The organism is Asanoa sp. WMMD1127 (genome assembly GCF_029626225.1).
GTDB lineage: Bacteria > Actinomycetota > Actinomycetes > Mycobacteriales > Micromonosporaceae > Asanoa.
Genome location: NZ_JARUBP010000001.1, coordinates 7,009,598 through 7,029,339, shown reverse-complemented (window position 1 = coordinate 7,029,339; position 19,742 = coordinate 7,009,598). Strand labels below are relative to the sequence as shown.

The following is a 19,742-nucleotide window of genomic DNA, read 5'->3' as shown; positions in this document are numbered from 1 at the left end:
GCCATGGTTTCGGACGAGGCGCGCGTGCCGCTGCGCCGGCTCGGGGTGCTGACGGCCGTGCTGGTGGTCGTCGGCCTGGTGGTCGGCGGCTTCTTCCTCTTCCGCGGGCACCGCTCGCCCGAGCAGGGCGCCCGGCTGGCCGCCGACTCGTTCCTGACCCGGCTGGCCGCGGGCAACATCGCGGGCGCCTACGACCAGCTCTGCAACGAGACCCGCGGCCGGGTCGAGCGGGACGACTTCGTGGCCGGGATCGGCGGGCGGCCCGCGGTCTCCAGCTATCGGATCGACGACGTGGTGGCGACCGGGCCGCAGGACGCCACCGTGAGCGCCGCCCTGGTGGACCCGGGCGGCGCCAGCACGGCGTACGAGATGCGGGTCACCGACGACCGGGGGACCTGGCGCGTCTGCGGCAACCCGCTGGACGCGGCCGCCTAGCCCCTAGGCCGAGCCGAACGTGTCGCAGGCCTTCGGGTCGCCGCTGTCGTAACCGGTGCGGAACCACTGCTGCCGCTGCGCCGAGGTGCCGTGCGTGAAGCCGTCCGGGTTGACCTCCTGGCCGGCCCGCTTCTGCAGGGTGTCGTCGCCGATCGCGGCCGCGGTGTCCAGGCCCTCCTGGATGTCCTGGTCGGTGATGCTCTTGAAGATCGGGTCACCGTCGGCGTCCGCGGTCTGGGTCGCGTTCTTCGCCCACGCGCCGGCGTAGCAGTCGGCCTGCAGCTCCAGCTTCACCGACAGCTCGTTGGCGTTGTCGGGGTCACGCTCCTGCTGGCGCCGCATCTGCGCCTCGGTGCCGATCAGCGACTGCACGTGGTGCCCGTACTCGTGGGCGAGCACGTAGGGCTGCGCGAACTCGCCCTTGGCGCCGAGCTGCTGGGCGAGCACCTGGTAGAACGTCAGGTCGATGTAGACCTTGTGGTCGGCCGGGCAGTAGAACGGCCCGACGCCGGAGTCCGCCGCGCCGCAGCCGCTCTGCACGGCCTGGTCGAAGAACACGGTCGGGGCCTCGCGGTACTGCTCGCCGAAGCTCTGTGGCAGCCGCTTGGCCCACCACGACTGGATCGAGTTGACGAACAGGGCGTTGCGGCAGTCGAGCTGCTTGAGCCTGTCGGCCGCGTCACACCGCTGCTCGAACGCGCCGTTGTCGGCCGGCTGCTGCTCGTCGCCGGTGATCGCGTTCACACCGAAGCCGCCGCCGACCAGCAGCGCGATCACCGTGGCGATCAGACCGACGATGCCGCCGCCGCTGGTCGGGATCGGGATCGGGAAGCCGCCTCCGCGGCCTCCGCCTCCGCCGCCCCGCCGGTCCTCGATCTGGCTGGTGTCGACGTCGGCGCGCTCGTTGAGTTCCATGACCATCCAATCGACGCGTGTGGACGCGCCGGGATGTACCCGATGATCTTGTGAGCTAATCCGGTGGGGCGGTGGGCGGGGGAACCGGTACACTTCATCCCGTGCTGCTCTGCGAAGACTGACCAGCCCCGGCGCCGACGGGAAACAGCCCGATCGGCGCTTTCGTGTGCCCAGAGTCAGCCTTCGACACGGAGAGAGCGTTCCTGATGATCACTGCCACCGGGCTGGAGCTCCGCGCCGGCGCGCGGATCCTGCTGTCCGACACCACCCTGCGGGTGCAGCCCGGCGACCGGATCGGCCTCGTCGGCCGCAACGGCGCCGGCAAGACCACCACGCTCAAGGTGCTGGCCGGCGAGGGCAACCCCTACGCGGGCGCGGTCGAGCGGACCAGCGTCGTCGGCTACCTGCCGCAGGACCCGCGTACCGGCGATCTCGAGGTCACCGCCCGCGACCGGGTGCTGTCCGCGCGGGGCCTGGACACCCTGCTCGCCGAGATGCAGGCCGTCGAGGCCAAGCTGGCCGAGGACCCGACGGACGCCCTGGTCCGCCGCTACGGCTCGCTCGAGGAGCGGTTCGCCTCGCTCGGCGGGTACGCGGCCGAGGCCGAGGCCGCCCGCATCTGCGCCAACCTCGGGCTGCCCGACCGCGTGCTGGCCCAGACCATCGGCACCCTGTCCGGCGGTCAGCGCCGCCGGATCGAGCTCGCCCGCATCCTGTTCCGCGACGCGGGGGAGGAGGGTGCCGGCATCCTGCTGCTGGACGAGCCCACCAACCACCTCGACGCCGACTCGATCGTCTGGCTGCGCGGCTACATGGCGGCGCACAAGGGCGGCCTCGTGGTCATCAGCCACGACGTCACGTTGCTGGACTCGGTCGTCAACAAGGTCTGGTACCTCGACGCCAACCGGTCCGTCGTCGACACGTACAACGTCGGTTGGAAGACCTATCTCGAGCAGCGCGAGACCGACGAGCGGCGGCGGCGCCGGGAGCGGGCCAACGCCGAGAAAAAGGCCGGGGCGCTGCTGGCCCAGGCCGACAAGATGCGGGCCAAGGCCACCAAGGCGACCGCCGCGCAGAACATGGCCAAGCGGGCCGAGAGGCTGCTCGCCGGGCTCGACGACGAGCGGGTCGGCGACAAGGTGGCCAAGGTGCGCTTCCCGCAGCCGGCGCCGTGCGGGCGCACGCCGCTGACCGCGAGCGGACTGTCCAAGTCGTACGGGTCGCTGGAGATCTTCACCGACGTCGACGTGGCGGTCGACCGGGGCTCGCGGGTGGCCATCCTGGGTCTCAACGGCGCCGGCAAGACCACGCTGCTGCGCATGCTGGCGGGGATCCTGCGCCCCGACACCGGCGAGGTGGTGGCGGGGCACGGGCTGCGGCTGGGCTACTACGCGCAGGAGCACGAGACGCTCGACGTCGACCGCACGGTGCTCGACCACATGCGCTCGGCGGCGGCCGACCAGACCGACGGCGACCTGCGCCGGATCCTGGGCGCGTTCCTGTTCAGCGGCGACGACGTGAGCAAGCCGGCGGGCGTGCTCTCCGGCGGCGAGAAGACCCGGCTGGCGCTGGCCACGCTGGTCTGCTCGGGCGCCAACGTGCTGCTGCTCGACGAGCCGACCAACAACCTCGACCCGGTCAGCCGGGAGCAGGTGCTCGACGCGATCGCCCGCTACCCGGGCGCGATCGTGCTGGTCACCCACGACCCCGGCGCGGTGCTGGCGCTCAAGCCGGACCGGGCGATCCTGCTGCCCGACGGCGACGAGGACGCCTGGAGCGACGACCTGCTCGAGCTCGTCGAGCTCGCCTGAGGCTCACGCTCACACCAGGATCATCTTGATCACGATCGCCGTGATCGCGCCCGCGGCCACCAGGAGCAGGGGAGTCGGCACCGTCTCGCCGGCCTGGTGGCGCGGCGCGATGGCGGCCATCGTCAGCCAGGGGAAATAGGGCAGCCAGTTGGTCTCGGCGCCGCCCCGGGCCAGGCCGGCGACCAGGGTGAACAGCACCGCGATGCCGGCGGCGACGAGGAACGGCCAGCCGGGGGTGTTGCGTGACTTGCGCAGCGAGGCGTAGAGCGCCGGACCGGCGGCCAGCAGCAGCACCACGAGGCTGATCCCGCTCCACCAGAGGACCGAACGGTGCGGCTCCACGCGTACGGCGAAGTCGTGGCGCGCGTCCATCAGCCCGTCGACCCAGTTGAAGCCGAGCCGCTCGGCGGCCACCACCGGGATCAGCGCGCCGAGCCCGGTGAACAGGTTCAGCGCCGCCCGGCGCCGGGCGAAGTAGAGGAACGCCGCGGCCAGGCCCAGCCAGGGCACGCCGTACGCGAAGAGGGCGGCGACGCCGAGCAGCAGACCGGCCACGCTGGCCCAGATGCCGGCCCGGACCCCGGTGCGGCGCTCGTCGGAGGCGTGCACGCCGGCCGCGATCATCGCCGCCCCGAGCACCGCGACCACGCCCTCGACCCCGCCGGCCAGCCAGATCGCGTACGGGGCGAGGACCAGGACCGGCAGGTAGCGGCGGGCCGCGAGGTCGCCGCAGACGCCCCGGACGGCGAACAGCACCAGGGGGACGACGGCGGCGCCGACGGCGGTCAGCAGCAGGCTCAGGCCAACACGGTCCGTGACACCGACGCGCATCAACGCCCACAGGAGAAGGATCGGCCCCGGTGGATGCCCTCGGGCGACCACGGAAGGGAGACCCCCTTCGGTGGTGTAAGCCCGCAGATAGTGAAGAGGATCGTCACCCACTTGAGTGGCGTCGGCCAGGTAGTCATCGGGGATCGTCAATGGGTTGACGAGCCCGTCGCGGCCCTGGACGAGGGCCAGGCCGACCGTCCACAGGACCGCCACCAGCCACCCGGAAAGCAGCACGAGCGGCCATTTCATGCGCTCCCACCAACCGCGGTGCGCCGCCGCGACGACCCCCGCGGCGACCATCGGCGCAAGCACGCTGGCCAGCGAGATCGCGAACGTGTAGGAGCCGAGGAACGGCGCTCCGGCGGTGCCGAGGCGGGCGCCGCCGCGCACCGCGAGCCATGTCGCGAGCGCTCCCACGGCCGCCAGGACGAGCCAGCCGACGAGGTCGGTCCGCTCGTCCCGATGGGCGGCTCGGGCCTCCTCAGGCGTCACGGGCCATCACGGTATCGGGTTGCCGACAGTACCGTGCGTGTCGGTTGGCGAAGAGTTGATATCTAGCGCATGATCGTCCGAGGCGGTCTAATAGGTGGGACCGCATGAAACCGCACAGTCTGGGACGTGAGGAATCAACATGGCAGCCACCGGCACAGCCACCAGCACTGAGAAGGGTCGCCGAATCGTCGGGGCCGAGCGGCAGACGCTGGCCAAGGACCTGGTCAAGCGGTACACCTCCGGTGAGAGCATCCGCGCGCTCGCGGCCTCGACCGGCCGGTCCTACGGTTTCGTCCACCGGGTGCTCACCGAGTCGGGCGTTCAGCTCCGCCAGCGTGGCGGGGCCCGCCGCCGCAAGAAGGCCTGACCCCCATCCCTCCCGGTTTCCTGTCGCTCGTGGCCCGATGACCACCAGCGACGTAGAGCTCACCCACGCCGGGCCGGTCGCCACGGTGACGTTGCGCCGGCCCGACGTGCTCAACGCGCAGACCCCGGCGATGTGGTCGGCGTTGCGTGACATCGGTCGTGACCTGCCCGGCGACGTGCGCGTGGTCGTCGTGCGGGGCGAGGGCCGGGCGTTCTCGTCCGGTCTCGACGTCTCCGGCGGTGGCCCCTCCTTCATCGCCGAGCTCACCGCGCTGCCTCCCGATGCCGCCGCCGACCGGATCCGGCCCGCCCAGGAGGGTTTCACCTGGCTGCACCGGCCCGACATCGTGTCCGTGGCCGCGGTGCAGGGGCACGCGATCGGCGCCGGCTTCCAGCTCGCGCTCGCCTGCGACCTGCGGGTGCTGGCCGACGACGCCCAGCTCACGATGGCCGAGGTCACCTTGGGTCTAGTGCCCGACCTGGCCGGCACCAAGCGGCTGGTGGAGCTGGTCGGATATGCCCGCGCGCTGGAGATCTGCCTGACCGCGCGGCGGATCGGGGCCGACGAGGCGCTGCGGCTGGGGCTGGCCACCGTGGTCGTACCCCGGGCCGATCTCGATGGTGCCGTGTCCGACCTGGTGGCCGCGCTGCTGGCCGCGCCCCGCGACGCCGCGGTGGAGGTCAAGGCGCTGCTGGCGGGCGCGGCCGGGCGGTCGTGGCCGGAGCAGTTGGCCGCCGAGCGCGCGGCCCAGGTGCGCCGGCTGCGCGATCTGGCCGGGTTGGGGGAGTAAGGAGCCTTCGGGAAGATCCCGTTTACGCCGAATGTTGTCGTACCCGTCGGGGAGACTTGCCCCGTCGACCGGCAGCACGGAGGTACGGGGTGACTTCTCCCGGAGGGATGAACGCGTGGACCATGTTGCGCGCCGAGCGCGACCGTGAGTCCATCGCGTCCCACAAGCTCGCCCGCGGGACCTGGCGGCGGATCATGCGGTTCGCCCGGCCCTACCGCCTCGACATGTCGGTCTTCCTGGTCACCGTGGTGCTCGGCGCCGTCATCGGCGTGGCGACGCCCATCCTGGCCGGCCGAGTGGTCAACACGATCACCGGCGGGGGCGGCGACGCGGCCGCCGAGGTGATCCGCATCGCGGTGCTGATCGCGATCCTGGCCGTCGTCGACGCGCTGCTCTCGCTCGCCCAACGGTGGTACTCGGCGCGCATCGGCGAGGGCATCATCCTCAACCTGCGCACCCGGGTCTACGACCACGTCCAACGGATGCCCCTGGCGTTCTTCACCCGCACGCAGACCGGCGCGCTGGTCAGCCGGCTCAACAACGACGTGCTCGGCGCGCAGCGCGCGTTCACCTCCACGCTCTCGGGCGTGCTCAGCAACACGATCCAGCTGGTGCTCACCGCGGTCGTGATGTTCACCCTCTCCTGGCAGATCACGCTGCTGTCGCTGGCCATGCTTCCGTTGTTCATCATCCCGGCCCGCCGGGTCGGGCGGAAGCTGGCCGCGATCACCAAGGAGTCATACAACCTCGACGCCAAGATGAACGCCACCATGACCGAGCGCTTCGGCGTGGCCGGCGCGATGCTGGTCAAGCTGTTCGGCAAGCCCGAGCTCGAGGCGCGCCGGTTCGGGGAGCGGGCCGAGCGGGTGCGTGACATCGGCATCCAGCAGGCCATGTTCTCCCGCACCTTCTTCGTCGCGATGCTGCTGGTCGCGTCGCTGGCGCAGGCGCTGACCTACGGCCTCGGCGGCTACCTGGCGGTGACCGGGGCGGTCAGCGCCGGCACGGTCGTCACGCTGGCGTTGCTGCTGACCCGGCTCTACGGTCCGCTGACCGCGCTGTCCAACGTCCGGGTCGACGTGATGGGGGCGCTGGTCTCGTTCGACCGGGTCTTCGAGGTGCTCGACCTGACTCCGGCGATCACCGAGAAGCCGTCCGCGGTCGCCATCGCCCGCGGGGCCGGCTCGGTCGAGTTCCGCGACGTGAGCTTCCGCTACCCGTCGGCGGCGGAGGTGTCGCTGGCCTCCCTCGAAGACGTGGCGACCCTCGACCGCACGGTCTCCGACCCGGTGCTGCACGGCATCTCCTTCACGGTCCGGCCGGGCCAGATGGTCGCCCTGGTCGGCCCGTCCGGCGCCGGCAAGTCGACGACGTCGATGCTGGTCTCCCGGGTCTACGACGTCACCGAGGGCGCGGTGCTGGTCGGTGGCGTCGACGTCCGCGACGCGACCCTCGACTCGCTGCGCGACACGATCGGCGTGGTCACCCAGGACGCCCACCTCTTCCACGAGACCATCGCCGAGAACCTGCGCTACGCGAAACCGGACGCCACCGACGACGAGATCTGGGCGGCGCTGTCGGGCGCCCAGATCGCCGACCTGGTCCGCGACCTCCCCGACGGCCTGGAAACCATGGTCGGCGAACGCGGCTACCGCTTCTCCGGCGGCGAGAAGCAGCGCATCGCCATCGCCCGCCTGCTCCTCAAGGCCCCGTCGGTGGTCATCCTCGACGAAGCCACGGCCCACCTCGACTCGGAGTCGGAGGCCGCGGTCCAACGCGCGCTGTCGACGGCCCTGGAGGGCCGCACGGCGCTGGTCATCGCCCACCGTCTCTCCACCGTCCGCGAAGCCGACCAGATCCTGGTCCTCGACCACGGCCGCATCGTCGAACAGGGCCGCCACGAAGACCTGGTGGCGCGAGACGGGCTCTACGCGGAGCTCTACCGGACCCAGTTCGCGGTGGCCGACTCGCCAACCCCCTACACCGCCGACGACCTGGACCCGGAGGTCATCGTCACGGTCCCGGACACCGCCACGGCCCGCGACTGACGCCGCCGCGGGCGCCCCCGCTCCACCGGGGTGGTGACGTGGCGCCGCGGCGCGTCAGCGGCCGGCCAAAGCCAGGTCGGCCAGGTCGGGTTCCGGCAGCCACTCCTTGACCGGGTCGATCGCGACCGGCTCGGCGGCGACCTGCTCGGCCAGCCGGTTGAGCAGGTGCGGCAACAGCGGATGCCGGTTGTCCGGCCGCCACACCACCGACCAGGGCAGGTACGGCACGGGCGACAGCGGGATCATCCGGATGTCCGCGGGTAGCGCCCAGTCCGCGCCCACCGGCGTGACCCGATGCGGGTGGCGGCGCAGCTCGTCGAGGGTGTGCTCGACGCCGAGGTTGAGCGAGGTGGTCTGCACCGGGATGCCGAGGTGCGCGGCGTAGCCCCGCAGCAGACCCAGCAGTTCCGCCGGCTGCTCGTCGAACGGCAGCCACAGCCCGGTTCCACTCAGCTGCCGGGCGGTGAGCACGGGCTCGTCGGCGAGCGGATGGCCGACCATCACGGCGGCGGCCACCGGCTCCACGAAAACCAGTCGGCGGGCCAGGCCGTCCGGCCAGGGCCGTCCCAGGTCGTGCGGGCGGCCGAACGCGGCGTCGAGTTCGCCTCGGCCGAGCGCGTCCAGTGCCCGGGCGAGGCTGCGCCGCATGCTCAGCTCGAACAGCAGCCCTGGCTGCTCGTCGGCGAACTGCCGCACCAGCCGCAGCGGGCGGTGCACCGGACCCCACACGTCGACCCGCAACGGAGCCGGGCGCTGCCGGACGGCGTCGACGGCGTCGCGTGCGGCGTCGAGCAGTGTCTGCGCGTGGGGCAGGAACCGCTCGCCGGCCGGCGTGAGCTGCACCCGCTGGTGCTGCCGGAGCAGCAGCTGCTCGCCGAGCGCCGCCTCCAGCCGCTGGATCCGCTTCGACAGCGCCTGCTGGGTCAGGAACAGCTCGCTCGACGCCCGGCCGAAGTGCAGTTGTCGCGCCACGGCGATGAACGCGCGCACCTGCGCCAGGTCCAGTTCCACGCCCCCACCTTGCATGACAACCGTCGGTTGTCCAACCGCCGGACAGAGTTGTTCGACACCGAACGGTCCTGCGCGGTGTGCTACCGGCATGACACCTGTACAGCACGACACCGCGGCCGGCGTCCCGATCACTGTCCTGGCGCCGCAGGACCCGTCCCGCCCGGCTGCGCTGGTGGTGGCGTGGCACCTGCTCGACGAGCCGGCCGACCCGGCGCGGATGGCGGCGCTGCTGCCGCTCGCCGGGCTCGACGCGTGGCGGGTCTATCTCGGCCTGCCACTGACCGGCGATCGCACGCCGCCTGGCGGTCCGGACTTCAGCGACGTCGTGGCCAACGTCTTCGAGCCGATCGTGAGGCTCGCGGCGGAGGAGTTCCCGGCCGTGCTGGCTGAGCTGCGATCGCGGCTGCCCGTCGACGACCGGCTCGCCCTGGTCGGCGGCTCGATCGGCGCGCTGGTGGCGCAGCAGGTGCTCGCCGCCGGCGCGCCCGCCCGCGCGACGGCCCTGATCAGCCCGGTGGTCCAGCTCAGCGGGCTGGTGACGGCGAACGAGCGGGCGTTCGGGATGGCGTACCCGTGGAGCGCGTCGAGCACCGCGATGGCCGAGCGGTTCGACTTCGTCGCCCGCGCGGACGAGCTGTCGACTCCGGTGCTGCTCGTCGTCGGCGAGGAGGACGACGAGCCCGGGCTGCGCGTACCGGCGGAGAAGCTCTGGCAGGCGCTGCCGGCCGGGCGGGCGTCGCTGGTGCACGTGCCGGGTATGGGACACACGCCGGTGACACATGCGGCCGAGGTCGACGCGGCGGTGACCGGCTGGCTGGCCCGGCACCTCACCTGATCGCCGACGCCGTCCCGCCGCCGGCCGAAGCCCGTCACCGACAACCGGCGACAGGCGACAGCTGTGCGGCAGGTCGGCTCGGCGGAGACGGCCGGCGCCCGCGGTCGTTGGCGCGCGCCGGCCGTCAATTCGAGGCCGTGTCAGGCCGTGGGCACCCGGTCCAGGAAGCCGAGCACCTGGTCGAGCTGGCCGTTGTCGTCGGTGGTGGCGACGTCGAAGCCGGCGATCGGGGCCTCGGCGCCCGCCGGGCCGAGCTCCCACGCGAAGCGCACCTGGTTGTGGTGGCCGTCGATCGGGCCAGACAGCGTGAACACCATGCCCGGGAACTGGTTCTGCACCGCGGCGATGGTCGCGTCGATCGCGTCGCGGCCCTCCGCCGACGCCAGCGGGTCGACGTAACGGCCGCCGGGCGCCCACAGGGCCTCGATGTCGGCGCGGCGCTTGACCGGGTCGGTCTGGTTCCAGACGGCGATGTAGCGCTCGGCCAGGTCGGTGTAGGTCGTGGTCATCGGAAGCCTCCTCGTTGATCGGTGAGGTCGATGATCGCCGCGGCCGCGGACGACTGTCGATTACCTCCGAGGTAATGGTCCGGCCCCCGCCGGGTCGTTAGCGTCGACGCTGTGACCACGATGACCAGGCCCGCGCGACCGGTCGGCGAGCTGCTGCGCGACTGGCGCCGCAGCCGGCGGATGAGTCAGCTCGACCTCTCCGTCGAGACGGGGATCTCCACCCGGCACCTGAGCTTCGTGGAGACCGGGCGGTCGCGGCCGAGCCCCGAGCTGATCCTGCGGCTCGCGGAGGAGTTGGACATCCCGCTCGCCGAGCGCAACACGATCCTGCTCGCCGGGGGACACGCGCCGGCGTACCCCCGGCATGAGTTGGGTGATCCTGAGCTCGCGCCGGTGCGGGCGGCGGTGCGGCAGATCCTCGACGGGCACGGGCCCTTTCCCGCGGCGCTGGTCGACCAGCACTGGCACCTCGTCGACGCCAACGCGGCGGTCGGGTTGTTCACCGACGGCGCGGCGGCGCACCTGCTGGCGCCGCCGGTCAACGTGTTGCGGCTCAGCCTGCATCCCGACGGCATGGCGCCGGGGATCGCCAACCTGCCCGAGTGGCGCGCCCACCTGCTGCATCGGTTGCGGCAGCAGGCCGCCACGACCAACGACCCCGTGCTGCACGCGCTGCACGAGGAGCTGGCCGGCTATCCCGGTGGCGGGACGGCGACCACCGGCGGCGCGGCCAGCGTCGTGGTGCCGCTGCGCTATCGCGACCTGTCGTTCATCAGCACGACGACGCTGTTCGGGACCCCGAGGGACGTCACGGTGGCCGGGCTCGCCGTCGAGGCGTTCTTCCCGGCCGACGCCGCGACCACCGAGGCGCTCACGGCCGCAGCCGGCTGACCGCGTCGGCGATCGCGGCCGGGTGCTGGATCGGCAGGTAACCGTGCGCGGCGCCCGGGACGACCTGGTGCTCGCCGCGCGGCACGGCCGCGACCATCGCGCGGTGCATGGCGTCGATGCCCGCGTGGGCCCGGCTCACCAGATCCTCGTCGGCGAAGTGCTGCCAGACCGGGTTGTGGCCGCCGGCGGTCAACACCAGCAGGGGTACGTCGGGCAGCGGGCCGCCGGCGCGCAGCTCCGCGTAGATCTCCGTGTCGAAGTTGCGGGTCTCGTCGACGGCGATGCGCCACCGGTCGAGGTGGTACGCGGTCAGCGCCGCCCGCTCGGCGGCCGGCCATTCGGCGTAGAGCTGCGCGTACTGGCCGGTGGCGATCCGGCGTTGCTCGTCGGTCAACTCCGGCAGGTCGCCGGTCTGCCGCTTGATCTCGGCGTCCAGCTCGCGCGCCTCGGGCGGCAGGAAGTCGAAGATGTCCTCGTGGCCGGGGTCGATCAGCAGCAGCCCGGCGACCTCGGCCGGGAACAGTTGGGCGTAGCGGCGGGCGTAGAACGCGCCCAGCGAGTGGCCCGCCAGGATGACCGGGCCGGCGATGCCCGCCACCCGCAGCAGCTCGCGGAGCTCCTCGGCCACGGCGGCGGCGCTGCGCGGGAGCGGGACGGACGAGCTCCAGCCCGTGCCGGCCCGGTCGTAGAGCACCGCGGACGGCGTGCGCCGTTGGGCGGCGAGGAAGTCGAGCCCGACCAGGCCCGCGCCGGGGAGGAAGACCACCGTCGGGGCGGCGTCGCCCGGCTCGTGGTGCAGCCAGAGCTTGCGGTCGCCGACGGGGTGGAGGTGCCCGAGGTTGGTCATGGACTAATAGTCGCACGTTTGCGAACAGTGTCAAATGTGAGACCATCGTCGGGTGGACACCGTCGAGTTGCTGGTGCACCCCGTGCGGCTGCGGATCGTGCACGCCCTGTCCGGCGACCGCACGGTGACGACCGCGCAGCTCGTGGAGCGGATGCCGGACGTGTCGAAGGCGACCGTCTACCGGCATGTCGCGGTGCTCGCCGACGCGGGGATCATCGAGGTCGCCGACGAGCAACGGGTACGCGGCTTCGTGGAACGCAGCTACCGGCTCCGCCGGGACCGGGCCACGATCCCGGCCGACCGGGTCGCCGCGGCCTCGCCCGACGAGCTGCGCCAGGCGTTCGCGGCCGCGATGGCGACGCTGATCGCGGAGTTCGACGGCTACCTCGCCACCGGCAAGGCCGACGCGGTCGGTGACCTGGTCGGCTTCCGCCAGCACGCGATCTGGCTCACCGACGAGGAACGCGCCGACCTGGTCGAGGCGATGCGGGCCGCCCTCGTCTCCCGGATCGGCAACGAGCCCGCGCCGGACCGCCGGCCGCACCTGCTCAGCCCCATCTTGTTCCCAATCTCCGGAGACTGAGCCCGATGGCCGGCGACTGAGCGTTTGTGGCGGGCCGGGCCGTGCGGCAGGATCCCTGGCATGGACCTCGGCCTGGCTGACCGCGTGTACGTGCTGACCGGCGCCACCCGCGGCCTCGGCTTCGCGACGGCCCGCTGCCTCGTCGAAGAGGGCGCCAGGGTGGTCGTCTCGTCCCGCGACGCCGACAAGGTCGACGCGGCGGTCGCCGAGCTCGGCGGGCTCGGCAAGGTCCAGGGCCTCGTGGCCGACCTGGCCGAGGAGAACACCGCCGCCCGCCTGGTGGCCCTCGCTCGAGAGGCGTTCGGCCGGCTCGACGGGGCCCTGCTCTCAGTCGGCGGCCCGCCGCCCGGCACGGCCCTGGGCACCTCCGACGCCGACTGGCGCACGTCGTTCGAGACGGTCTTCCTGGGCGCTGTCCGCACGGCCCGGGTGATCGCGGCGGCGCTCCGACCAGGAGGCGCGATCGGCCTCGTGCTCTCGTCGTCGGCCCGCACCCCGATCGCGAACCTCGGCATCTCCAACGGCTTCCGCCCGGGCCTGGTCGGTGTCGCCAAGGACATGGCCGACGAGCTGGGCCCGCGCGGCGTACGCGTGGTGAGCCTGCTCCCGGGTCGTTTCCTCACCGACCGCACGCGGGCCGTCTACGGCGACCCCGACGATCCCACCCGCCCGAGCGCGACCGCGGCCGACGACATCCCGCTGCGCCGCATCGGCGACGCCGCGGAGTTCGGCCGGGCGGCGGCCTTCCTGCTGTCGCCGGCGGCGTCCTATGTGACCGGTTCGGCGATCGCCGTCGACGGCGGGCTGATCCGCGCCCTGTGAACGCCCGCCCCACCAAGGCCGACCTGGCGGCCGCGGCCGACAGGACGATCCCGGACGTCATCGCGCCGGGACTGCGCGTGCTGTTCTGCGGCATCAACCCGGGCCTCTGGTCGGCGGCGACCGGCCACCATTTCGCCCGCCCGGGCAACCGGTTCTGGCCGGCCCTGCACCGCTCGGGCTTCACCGACCGCCAGCTCGACCCGGCCGAGCAACTGTCCCTTCTGGACGCGGGCCTGGGCATCACCAACATCGTCGACCGGGCCAGCGCCCGCGCCGACGAGCTGACGCCCGCCGAACTGACCGCCGGCGGAGCGGCCCTGGCCGCCAAGGCCACGCGCTGGCGTCCACACTGGATCGCGATCCTGGGCGTGACGGCCTACCGGACGGCCTTCGGCCGCCCCAAGGCCACGGTCGGCCCGCAACCGGAGCACGCGGGCCCGGCGAAGCTCTGGATCCTGCCGAACCCGAGCGGCCTGAACGCCCACTTCCAACTCCCGGCCCTGACAGCCGAGTTCGCGAAGCTCCGCGAAGCAGCCGGCTAGCTACTTTGATCAAGCAACGGCGATCCAACATCAGTGCATCATGATGCAGAGATGTACGCTTCTCGCATGCGCACCACCATTGACCTGCCCGATGACCTACATCAGCTCGCGCTCTCCATCGCGCGGGACACCCGGCGCAGTCTCAGCGAGACGGTCGCCGACCTGATGCGTCGGGGGTTGGGTCAAGGCGAGGCTCAAGAAGTCTCACGCAGCCCGGTGACCGGCCTTCCGGTTATCCGGCTCGGCTTCCCCATCACCAGTGAGAACGTGCGATCGATGGAGGACCCGGACACGTGACGGTGCTGCTCGACACCAACGTCCTCATCGCACTCCTGACCGCCGACCACGTGCACCACGACTCGGCGGAAGCCTGGTTCGCGGCCAACGACGAAGGCTTCGCCACGTGCCCGATCACGCAGGGCGGCTTGATCCGCCTCGTGCTGAGACACGGTGCGACAGCGGTAACGGCGACGGGATTGCTCTCGTCCCTGACCGCTCATCCTCGTCATGAGTTCTGGCCTGACGACATCCCGTTCGAAGCGGTTCCCATGCGCGGTGTCATCGGGCATCGCCAGGTCACCGACGCCTACCTCGCCTATCAGGCACGTTCGCGGCGCGGTCGCCTCGCGACCTTCGATCAGGGCCTCGCCAAGTTGCACCACGACATCGCCGATCTGCTGCCAACCGATCCGCGGCGCTAGCCGGCCGCTAGTCGGTGCGGTGGCGGGCGAGGCGTTCGCGGACGAGTTGGCCGAAGAGGCCCGCCGGTTGGCCGCAGCTGACGCAGGTGAAGGTCTCGTCGAGGCGGCCCGTACCGCACTGGGCGCAGGAGCCTTGGTCGCGCGGGTCGTGCCATGAGCGCAGCGCTTCGACCAGCGCCTTCGCCGCTGCCGGGCTCAGCTCCACCTCGACCGCGACCGGGGCGCCGGACGGCGGCCCGAGCGCGTCGATCCGCGTCGCGAACTCGTCGACCGCCGTGCGTACCTCATCGGGGTTCATCGTCACCTCACCAGCAGTTGGATCGCCACGATCACGAAGAGCAGGTCCGGGCCGCGGACGACCTGGCGGATCAGGCCGACGGGGACCGCGCCCATCGGGGTTTCGGCGACCGCGCCGCCGTAGACCATCGGGCCGCGGGTCGCCGAGCGGTAGACCGTCGCGGCCACGCCGGCGACCAGGAGCGGGGGCAGCCACAGCGGTCCCGCGCCGACCGCCGGCAGGGTCGCGAGCCACCACAGGGCCGCGACGACGGTGGGTACGAGCAGGTGCGTGAGCTTGAGGCCGGCGTCGCTGCCACCGAGCGCGCGGCGCAGGCCGGCCGAGCGGGAGATGCCGCGCAGGCCGCCGGCGAACCGGTCGGCCGCCAGGTACGCGGCGATCACCTGGACCGAGGCGGCCACGGCGGGGAGGGCGACCTGGACGGCGTACACGGCGAGGATGAGCACCGCCCACCAGCCGATCGCGGCGCGGTTGCGGCCGATCCGGCGGACGTCGGCCTGGAGCAGCACCCACCAGCGCGGGCCGCGCGCGAACCGGCCGCTGCGGACCCGGCCGACGGCGCGCCAGCGCTCGTTCTCGACCACCGCGGCCAGCATCGACGGGTCGAGCAGCAGCACCGCGGACGACGCGGCCGAGGCGAACCGCGCGCCGGTCGACAGCGAGGCCCGGTCGATCCGGGGCAGCGCCCGCACCGCGAGCACCAGCAGCGCCACCGCCGGAAGGACGCCGGCCACCGCGACCGCGGGCAGCACGGCGAAACCCGGCGCCGCGACGTCGACGAGAGGCAGCACCACCACCAGCACGATCAGCCCGCCGGCGCCGGCGAGCACGAGCGCCGGCCAGCGCAGGCGACGACCGGCCTGCGCGGTCACGGCCCCGGCGGCGAACACCACACCCCAGGCGAGCCCGGCCACCGCCGCCCACACGTAGTCGCCGGAGCGCCCGATCGCCGCCGCCGTCGCGCCCAGGACCGCCGCGCCGCCGGCCGCCGCCAGGGCCAGCCCCGCGAACCGCGGCGCCAGCAGCGCCCGGCGCGACAGCGGCGTGCTCGCCACCCAGCTCTGCACCGCCGGACCCACCTGGAGCGGCCCGACCGCGGTCAGGCCCTGCCAGACGAACCCGGCCAACGCCACCGAGGCGCCGATCCCGATCCAGTAGCGCGCGCCCGGGTCCGCCGGCGCCGCCGCCACCTGCCGGTGGAGGAAGCCGCTGACCGCGTCGACGCCGGCCCAGCCGTAGATCGCGATCAGGAACGCGATCATGTAGAGGTCGGTCAGCAGGTCGCCGATCGAGTGGTCGCGGTGCCGGCGGCGGGCGCGGCGCAGGCGGGCCTTCAGCTCGCCGGCCGGTGGCGGCGCCGCGCCCGGCGGCGGGACCAGGGCGGTCGCCGTCACCCGCCGATGCCGATCCGCACGTCGGCGACGGCGTCCACCAGCTCGGCGTCGTGCGAGGCCATCAGCACCGCGGTGCCGGCCGCCTTCTCCCGCAGGAGCCGGTCGGTCAGCCACGCCCGGCCGTCGACGTCGAGCCGCTGCTCGGGCTCGTCGAGGATCAGCACGCGGCGCGGCCGGACCAGGCACGAGGCCAGCGCGAGGCGGCGCCGCTGCCCGCTGGAGAGGGTGATCGGCAGCTGGTCACGAGCCGGCGTCAGGCCCAGCTCGTCGAGCACGCCGTCGACCGGGTCGCCGCCGTCACCGTGGGCGTAGGCCAGCAGGGTCAGGTGCTCGGCCACCGACAGGTCGGGGAAGAAGTCGATGTCGTCGAGCGCCGCCGCCATGATCGCGCGGGCCCAGGCGTCGGTCTCGTAGACCCGCCGCCCGCCGATGGTGACCACGCCCGCGTCGGGCCGGTCGGCGCCGATGACGCAGCGCAGCAGCGTCGTCTTGCCCGAGCCGTTGGCGCCCAGCACGGCGCCCACCTGGCCCGGCTCGACGGTGAAGCTGACCCCGTCGAGGACGACGAGATTGCCGAACCGGCGGGTCAGCCCGTCGACCGAAAGCGCGTCCACAGCCGCCCACTCTTCCAGAAGCCGGCCAGCCGGCCGCGCGGCACCGGGGCGCCCGCGCCGTCGTAGCGCCAGGCCGCCTCCCGCGCCGCCAGCTCCGCGGCGGCCCCGCCGGTCAGCGGGGCGAGCGACCGCGCCAGGTCCCATCCGTCCCGCAGCGAGCCGTTGGTCGGCCGTTCGGCCGCCCACTCCGCGAACACGGTCCGCCACCGCTCGCCGTGCGCCGCGGCCAGCATCGGCCACGCCTTGGCGACCTCGCCGGCCCGCTTGCGCAGCAGCGCCGCCCGGGCCGCGCCGACGAGCCGCGGATCGAAACCGGGCGGTACGGGCGCGCCGGAGGTGAGCGTGGCGACCAGCGCCGCCTGGCGGGCCGCGAGGTCGCCGGTCACGTGACCGCCGGGTAGCCGGAGGCCTTGGCGATCGCGTCGAGCTCGGCCCGCAGGGCGTCGGCGGCCGGGTACGCGCCGTCGCGCTCGAGCAGCAGCGCCGGCGGCCGGCGACGGGCGCACAGCTCCGCCACCAGCGCCAGCACCGGCTCGGGCACGGCGTCGGTGTGCGTGTCGTGGTAGATCCCGCCGGCCTCGGCGCCGCCGGCGACATGGCAGTAGGCGATCCGGTCCAGCGGCAGCGCGTCGAGCAGCTCCAGCGGGTCGGTGCCCCGGTTGCGGGCGTTCGCGTAGACGTTGGCGATGTCGAGCAGCAGCAGCGCCTCGGTGCGCTCGAGGATCTCGGTGAGGAACTGCGCCTCGGTCAGCTCGTCGTCGGGCCAGTCGAAGATCGCCGCGATCGGCTCGAGGGCGATCGGGACGGGCAGTTCGGCCCGCGTACGCGCGACGTTGGCCACGACCGCGTCGACCGCCTCCCGGCTGCGGGGCAGGGGCAGCAGGTGACCGGCCTCGACACCGCCGGCGCGGACGAACGCGATGTGCTCGCTGACCAGCGGCGCGTCGAGCCGCTCGGCGACGGTGGCGAGGTGGGTGACCCGCGCGGGCTCGACCGGCTCGGCCCCGCCGAGCGACAGCCGGACCCCGTGCGGCACCACCGCGACGCCCCTGGCCCGCAGGTCCGCGAGCCCGGGCGGCACCGGCGCATGGTCGTGCACCGACTCGGCGACCACCTCGACGAACCGCAGGCCGGGCAGTTCGGCGACGAATCCGGCGATCTCCGGCCGCCAGCCGATTCCCACGCCGTAGTCGGTCACGACCCGCCACCCCCTCCGCCGCCGCAGCCCCCGCCCCCACCGGAACTCCCGCCGCCGGAGTCGGCGCCGTAGCCGCCGCAGCTGGCGCTGCCGAAGCCGACCGCCCCGGTCGGCCCCGTCGACAGCCACGTCCCGGCCCACGACCGCCGGACCTCCTGCTTGGTGGCGAACTCGGGGGCCACCTGGCGCAGCGCGGGCGCGCCGAACAGCGCGACACCCATTGCCGCGGCCGAGGCGTCGTAGGTCGCGTAGCTCGGCGCCTGGCCGGGGGCCAGGTGATGGTGCCGGGACCGCAGCGCCTCCAGCGTCCGCCGCGCGGCCAGGGTGGACCCCGGCGTTCGGTTGAGGCTCCAGACCAGCCAGTAGACCAGCACGAAACTGATCGCGACCACCCACGCGAACGGCCGGTCGGCCTCCGCCGCCCGCAGCACGTGCACGGCACCGAGCGCGAGCACCGGAAGGACCAGGATCGCGGCCAGCCGGGACAGCCAGCGCCGCCGGGTGGAAGGCAGCAGTCCGGCGCTTTCCAAGCCGCTGCGCACGTCGTCGAGCGCGCGGCCCACCGACCGCTCGCGGGCCAGGTCGCTGACCCTTCGGTGCAGGCCGGCCGCGGTCCAGAGCGCGTTGTCCAACGCGGTCGAGGCCATGGGCATCGGGCCGGTCCGGTCGAGGGCGCCGTCCGGTCGGGTGCCGATCGCGCCGCACCGGCGCAGCTTCCCGACGGCGGCGTACGTGGCCAGCCGCCGGCCGCCGTTGAGGTAGGCCGCTTCCTCCGGGCCGATCCGTTCGTGGTGCGGCTCGCCGACCGGGCCGCGGGCGATCCACCAGCGGACGACCGCGGTGGCGCCGATCGCGGCGGCCCCGAGCGCCAGGTAGAGCGCGACGAACGGGGTCATCCGCCGCACCCGCCTCCGCCGCCGCAGCCACCCCCGCCTCCGCAGGAGCTGCCGCCGCTGCACGAGCTGCCGCTGCCGCCCGAGTCGCCGCTGTAGCTCGCGCCGCCGTCGCCGCCCGAGCCGCCGGCGACCTGCCGGTTGATCTCGGCCTCCTCGGCGAACGCCGGGTCGAGCAGGAACAGCGTCGACGCGCCGAACAGCGCGACGCCCATCGCCGTCGTGCCGGCGCCGTAGGTGGCGTAGCTCGGCGCCTCGCCCGGCGCCAGGTACCGGTGCTGGGTGCGCAGCCCGGCCAGGGCCCGCGTGCCCGCCTTGGTGCGCGACTTCGCCCGGGTCAGGCTGATCAGCATCCAGATCACCGAGACGATGACCAGCAGTGTCAGGAAGCCGACCGGGCGGTCGTTGGCGAGCCCGGCCGAGATCCGCGCCGCGCCCAGCAGGACCACCGGCAGCAGCAGGAGCGCCGCCAGCCGGGACAGCCGCCGCTGTCCGCGCGAGAGCAGCAGCCCGTCCCGTTCGAGGCGGGTGCGGATGTCGTCGAGCGCGCTGGTCACCCAGGGGTCGCCGGAGAGCTGACGGGTCCGCAGCCGCTTGCCGGCGGCGTTGTAGACGGCCGTGTCGAGCGGCGTCGAACCGGCCGGCAGCGGGCCGGTCGGCACCAGCGTGCGGTCGGGGTTCGCGCCGATCGCGCCGGCCCGGCGCAGACCACCGAGCGTGGTGTACGTGGTCAGCAGCGGCCCGCCGTTGAGGAACGCCACCTGTTCCGGCGCGAGGTTCGGCCAGCCGGAGTCCGGCCCGCGGGACAGCATGGAGCGGACGATCGCGGTCACGACGATGGCGGCGACCACCAGCGCCACGTAGATCCCCAGGAAGGTGGGGCCGGAGATGCCCCAGGTGTCTGCCATCGTGTCG

At 73.4% G+C, this 19,742-nt stretch carries 24 protein-coding genes; 12 read left to right on the top strand and 12 right to left on the bottom strand.

Annotated features, from left to right (window positions below; all coding sequences use genetic code 11):
* The first annotated feature begins 3 nt into the window (after positions 1-3).
* Complete coding sequence (locus O7635_RS33600; protein WP_278084517.1) at positions 4-435, top strand: hypothetical protein; 432 nt, start codon at positions 4-6, stop codon at positions 433-435.
* Positions 436-438: 3 nt separating this feature from the next.
* Here O7635_RS33600 and O7635_RS33595 read toward each other — a convergent pair whose 3' ends face one another.
* Positions 439-1,350, bottom strand: a complete 912-nt coding sequence (locus O7635_RS33595) for a neutral zinc metallopeptidase (protein WP_278084516.1) — start codon at positions 1,348-1,350, stop codon at positions 439-441.
* Positions 1,351-1,556: 206 nt separating this feature from the next.
* On the opposite strand from O7635_RS33595, the gene O7635_RS33590 reads away from it, so the two are divergent.
* The gene (locus O7635_RS33590; protein ID WP_278084515.1) at positions 1,557-3,161 is read left to right on the top strand and encodes an ABC-F family ATP-binding cassette domain-containing protein; all 1,605 of its coding nucleotides are present in this window, start codon (positions 1,557-1,559) and stop codon (positions 3,159-3,161) included.
* Positions 3,162-3,170: 9 nt separating this feature from the next.
* On the opposite strand, the gene O7635_RS33585 is transcribed toward O7635_RS33590, so the two are convergent.
* The gene (locus O7635_RS33585; RefSeq protein WP_278084514.1) at positions 3,171-4,484 is read right to left on the bottom strand and encodes a hypothetical protein; all 1,314 of its coding nucleotides are present in this window, start codon (positions 4,482-4,484) and stop codon (positions 3,171-3,173) included.
* Positions 4,485-4,623: 139 nt separating this feature from the next.
* Here O7635_RS33585 and O7635_RS33580 point away from each other — a divergent pair, with 139 nt between their 5' ends.
* The 3 genes from O7635_RS33580 to O7635_RS33570 all read left to right on the top strand — a co-directional run bounded on the left by O7635_RS33580 (position 4,624) and on the right by O7635_RS33570 (position 7,689).
* Positions 4,624-4,851 (top strand): helix-turn-helix domain-containing protein, encoded by a 228-nt coding sequence (locus tag O7635_RS33580; protein WP_085066491.1) that lies wholly within the window; start codon positions 4,624-4,626, stop codon positions 4,849-4,851.
* A 37-nt stretch (positions 4,852-4,888) separates the two neighbouring features.
* A complete protein-coding gene (locus tag O7635_RS33575; protein WP_278084513.1) occupies positions 4,889-5,641 on the top strand; it encodes an enoyl-CoA hydratase/isomerase family protein in 753 nt (250 codons plus the stop codon).
* Positions 5,642-5,748: 107 nt separating this feature from the next.
* Positions 5,749-7,689, top strand: a complete 1,941-nt coding sequence (locus O7635_RS33570) for an ABC transporter ATP-binding protein (protein WP_347405352.1) — start codon at positions 5,749-5,751, stop codon at positions 7,687-7,689.
* Between the two features lie 54 nt (positions 7,690-7,743).
* Here the strand turns inward: O7635_RS33570 and O7635_RS33565 are convergent, their stop codons facing one another.
* Positions 7,744-8,700: a LysR family transcriptional regulator gene (locus O7635_RS33565; protein WP_278084512.1), complete on the bottom strand. Its 957-nt coding sequence runs from the start codon at positions 8,698-8,700 to the stop codon at positions 7,744-7,746.
* Between the two features lie 88 nt (positions 8,701-8,788).
* Here O7635_RS33565 and O7635_RS33560 point away from each other — a divergent pair, with 88 nt between their 5' ends.
* Positions 8,789-9,535 carry a prolyl oligopeptidase family serine peptidase gene (locus O7635_RS33560; protein ID WP_278084511.1) on the top strand — a complete coding sequence of 249 codons (747 nt, stop codon included), beginning with the start codon at positions 8,789-8,791 and terminating at the stop codon, positions 9,533-9,535.
* Between the two features lie 140 nt (positions 9,536-9,675).
* On the opposite strand, the gene O7635_RS33555 is transcribed toward O7635_RS33560, so the two are convergent.
* Positions 9,676-10,044 (bottom strand): nuclear transport factor 2 family protein, encoded by a 369-nt coding sequence (locus O7635_RS33555; protein ID WP_278084510.1) that lies wholly within the window; start codon positions 10,042-10,044, stop codon positions 9,676-9,678.
* 120 nt (positions 10,045-10,164) lie between these two features.
* Here O7635_RS33555 and O7635_RS33550 point away from each other — a divergent pair, with 120 nt between their 5' ends.
* Positions 10,165-10,935: a helix-turn-helix transcriptional regulator gene (locus O7635_RS33550; RefSeq protein ID WP_278085637.1), complete on the top strand. Its 771-nt coding sequence runs from the start codon at positions 10,165-10,167 to the stop codon at positions 10,933-10,935.
* Here O7635_RS33550 and O7635_RS33545 read toward each other — a convergent pair.
* Positions 10,916-11,782: an alpha/beta hydrolase gene (locus O7635_RS33545; RefSeq protein WP_278084509.1), complete on the bottom strand. Its 867-nt coding sequence runs from the start codon at positions 11,780-11,782 to the stop codon at positions 10,916-10,918. The genes O7635_RS33550 and O7635_RS33545 overlap by 20 nt on opposite strands.
* Positions 11,783-11,834: 52 nt before the next feature.
* Between O7635_RS33545 and O7635_RS33540 the strand changes: the two genes are divergently transcribed.
* The 5 genes from O7635_RS33540 to O7635_RS33520 all read left to right on the top strand — a co-directional run bounded on the left by O7635_RS33540 (position 11,835) and on the right by O7635_RS33520 (position 14,430).
* Positions 11,835-12,365 carry a helix-turn-helix domain-containing protein gene (locus O7635_RS33540; protein WP_278084508.1) on the top strand — a complete coding sequence of 177 codons (531 nt, stop codon included), beginning with the start codon at positions 11,835-11,837 and terminating at the stop codon, positions 12,363-12,365.
* Positions 12,366-12,425: 60 nt separating this feature from the next.
* Positions 12,426-13,187, top strand: a complete 762-nt coding sequence (locus O7635_RS33535; protein ID WP_278084507.1) for an SDR family oxidoreductase — start codon at positions 12,426-12,428, stop codon at positions 13,185-13,187.
* Complete coding sequence (mug, locus tag O7635_RS33530) at positions 13,184-13,729, top strand: G/U mismatch-specific DNA glycosylase (RefSeq protein ID WP_278084506.1); 546 nt, start codon at positions 13,184-13,186, stop codon at positions 13,727-13,729. The genes O7635_RS33535 and mug overlap by 4 nt, the downstream gene beginning before the upstream one ends.
* Positions 13,730-13,795: 66 nt before the next feature.
* Positions 13,796-14,026, top strand: a complete 231-nt coding sequence (locus O7635_RS33525; protein WP_278084505.1) for an antitoxin — start codon at positions 13,796-13,798, stop codon at positions 14,024-14,026.
* On the top strand, positions 14,023-14,430 hold the full coding sequence (locus O7635_RS33520; protein WP_278084504.1) for a TA system VapC family ribonuclease toxin: 408 nt from the start codon (positions 14,023-14,025) through the stop codon (positions 14,428-14,430). The genes O7635_RS33525 and O7635_RS33520 overlap by 4 nt, the downstream gene beginning before the upstream one ends.
* Positions 14,431-14,437: 7 nt before the next feature.
* Here O7635_RS33520 and O7635_RS33515 read toward each other — a convergent pair whose 3' ends face one another.
* From O7635_RS33515 to O7635_RS33485, 7 genes are read right to left on the bottom strand one after another with little or no spacing between them, the layout of a single operon-like run.
* The gene (locus O7635_RS33515; RefSeq protein WP_278084503.1) at positions 14,438-14,728 is read right to left on the bottom strand and encodes a hypothetical protein; all 291 of its coding nucleotides are present in this window, start codon (positions 14,726-14,728) and stop codon (positions 14,438-14,440) included.
* 2 nt (positions 14,729-14,730) lie between these two features.
* Positions 14,731-16,122, bottom strand: a complete 1,392-nt coding sequence (locus O7635_RS33510) for a DUF6297 family protein (RefSeq protein WP_278084502.1) — start codon at positions 16,120-16,122, stop codon at positions 14,731-14,733.
* A complete protein-coding gene (locus tag O7635_RS33505; protein WP_278084501.1) occupies positions 16,119-16,736 on the bottom strand; it encodes an ABC transporter ATP-binding protein in 618 nt (205 codons plus the stop codon). Before O7635_RS33505 ends, O7635_RS33510 begins: the two co-directional genes overlap by 4 nt.
* On the bottom strand, positions 16,709-17,122 hold the full coding sequence (locus tag O7635_RS33500; protein WP_278084500.1) for a hypothetical protein: 414 nt from the start codon (positions 17,120-17,122) through the stop codon (positions 16,709-16,711). The genes O7635_RS33505 and O7635_RS33500 overlap by 28 nt, the downstream gene beginning before the upstream one ends.
* Positions 17,119-17,934, bottom strand: coding sequence for a DUF692 domain-containing protein (locus tag O7635_RS33495; protein ID WP_278084499.1), 816 nt, complete (start codon positions 17,932-17,934; stop codon positions 17,119-17,121). The genes O7635_RS33500 and O7635_RS33495 overlap by 4 nt, the downstream gene beginning before the upstream one ends.
* On the bottom strand, positions 17,931-18,830 hold the full coding sequence (locus tag O7635_RS33490) for a TIGR04222 domain-containing membrane protein (RefSeq protein ID WP_278084498.1): 900 nt from the start codon (positions 18,828-18,830) through the stop codon (positions 17,931-17,933). Before O7635_RS33490 ends, O7635_RS33495 begins: the two co-directional genes overlap by 4 nt.
* A complete protein-coding gene (locus tag O7635_RS33485) occupies positions 18,827-19,735 on the bottom strand; it encodes a TIGR04222 domain-containing membrane protein (RefSeq protein WP_278084497.1) in 909 nt (302 codons plus the stop codon). Before O7635_RS33485 ends, O7635_RS33490 begins: the two co-directional genes overlap by 4 nt.
* Positions 19,736-19,742: the final 7 nt, after the last annotated feature.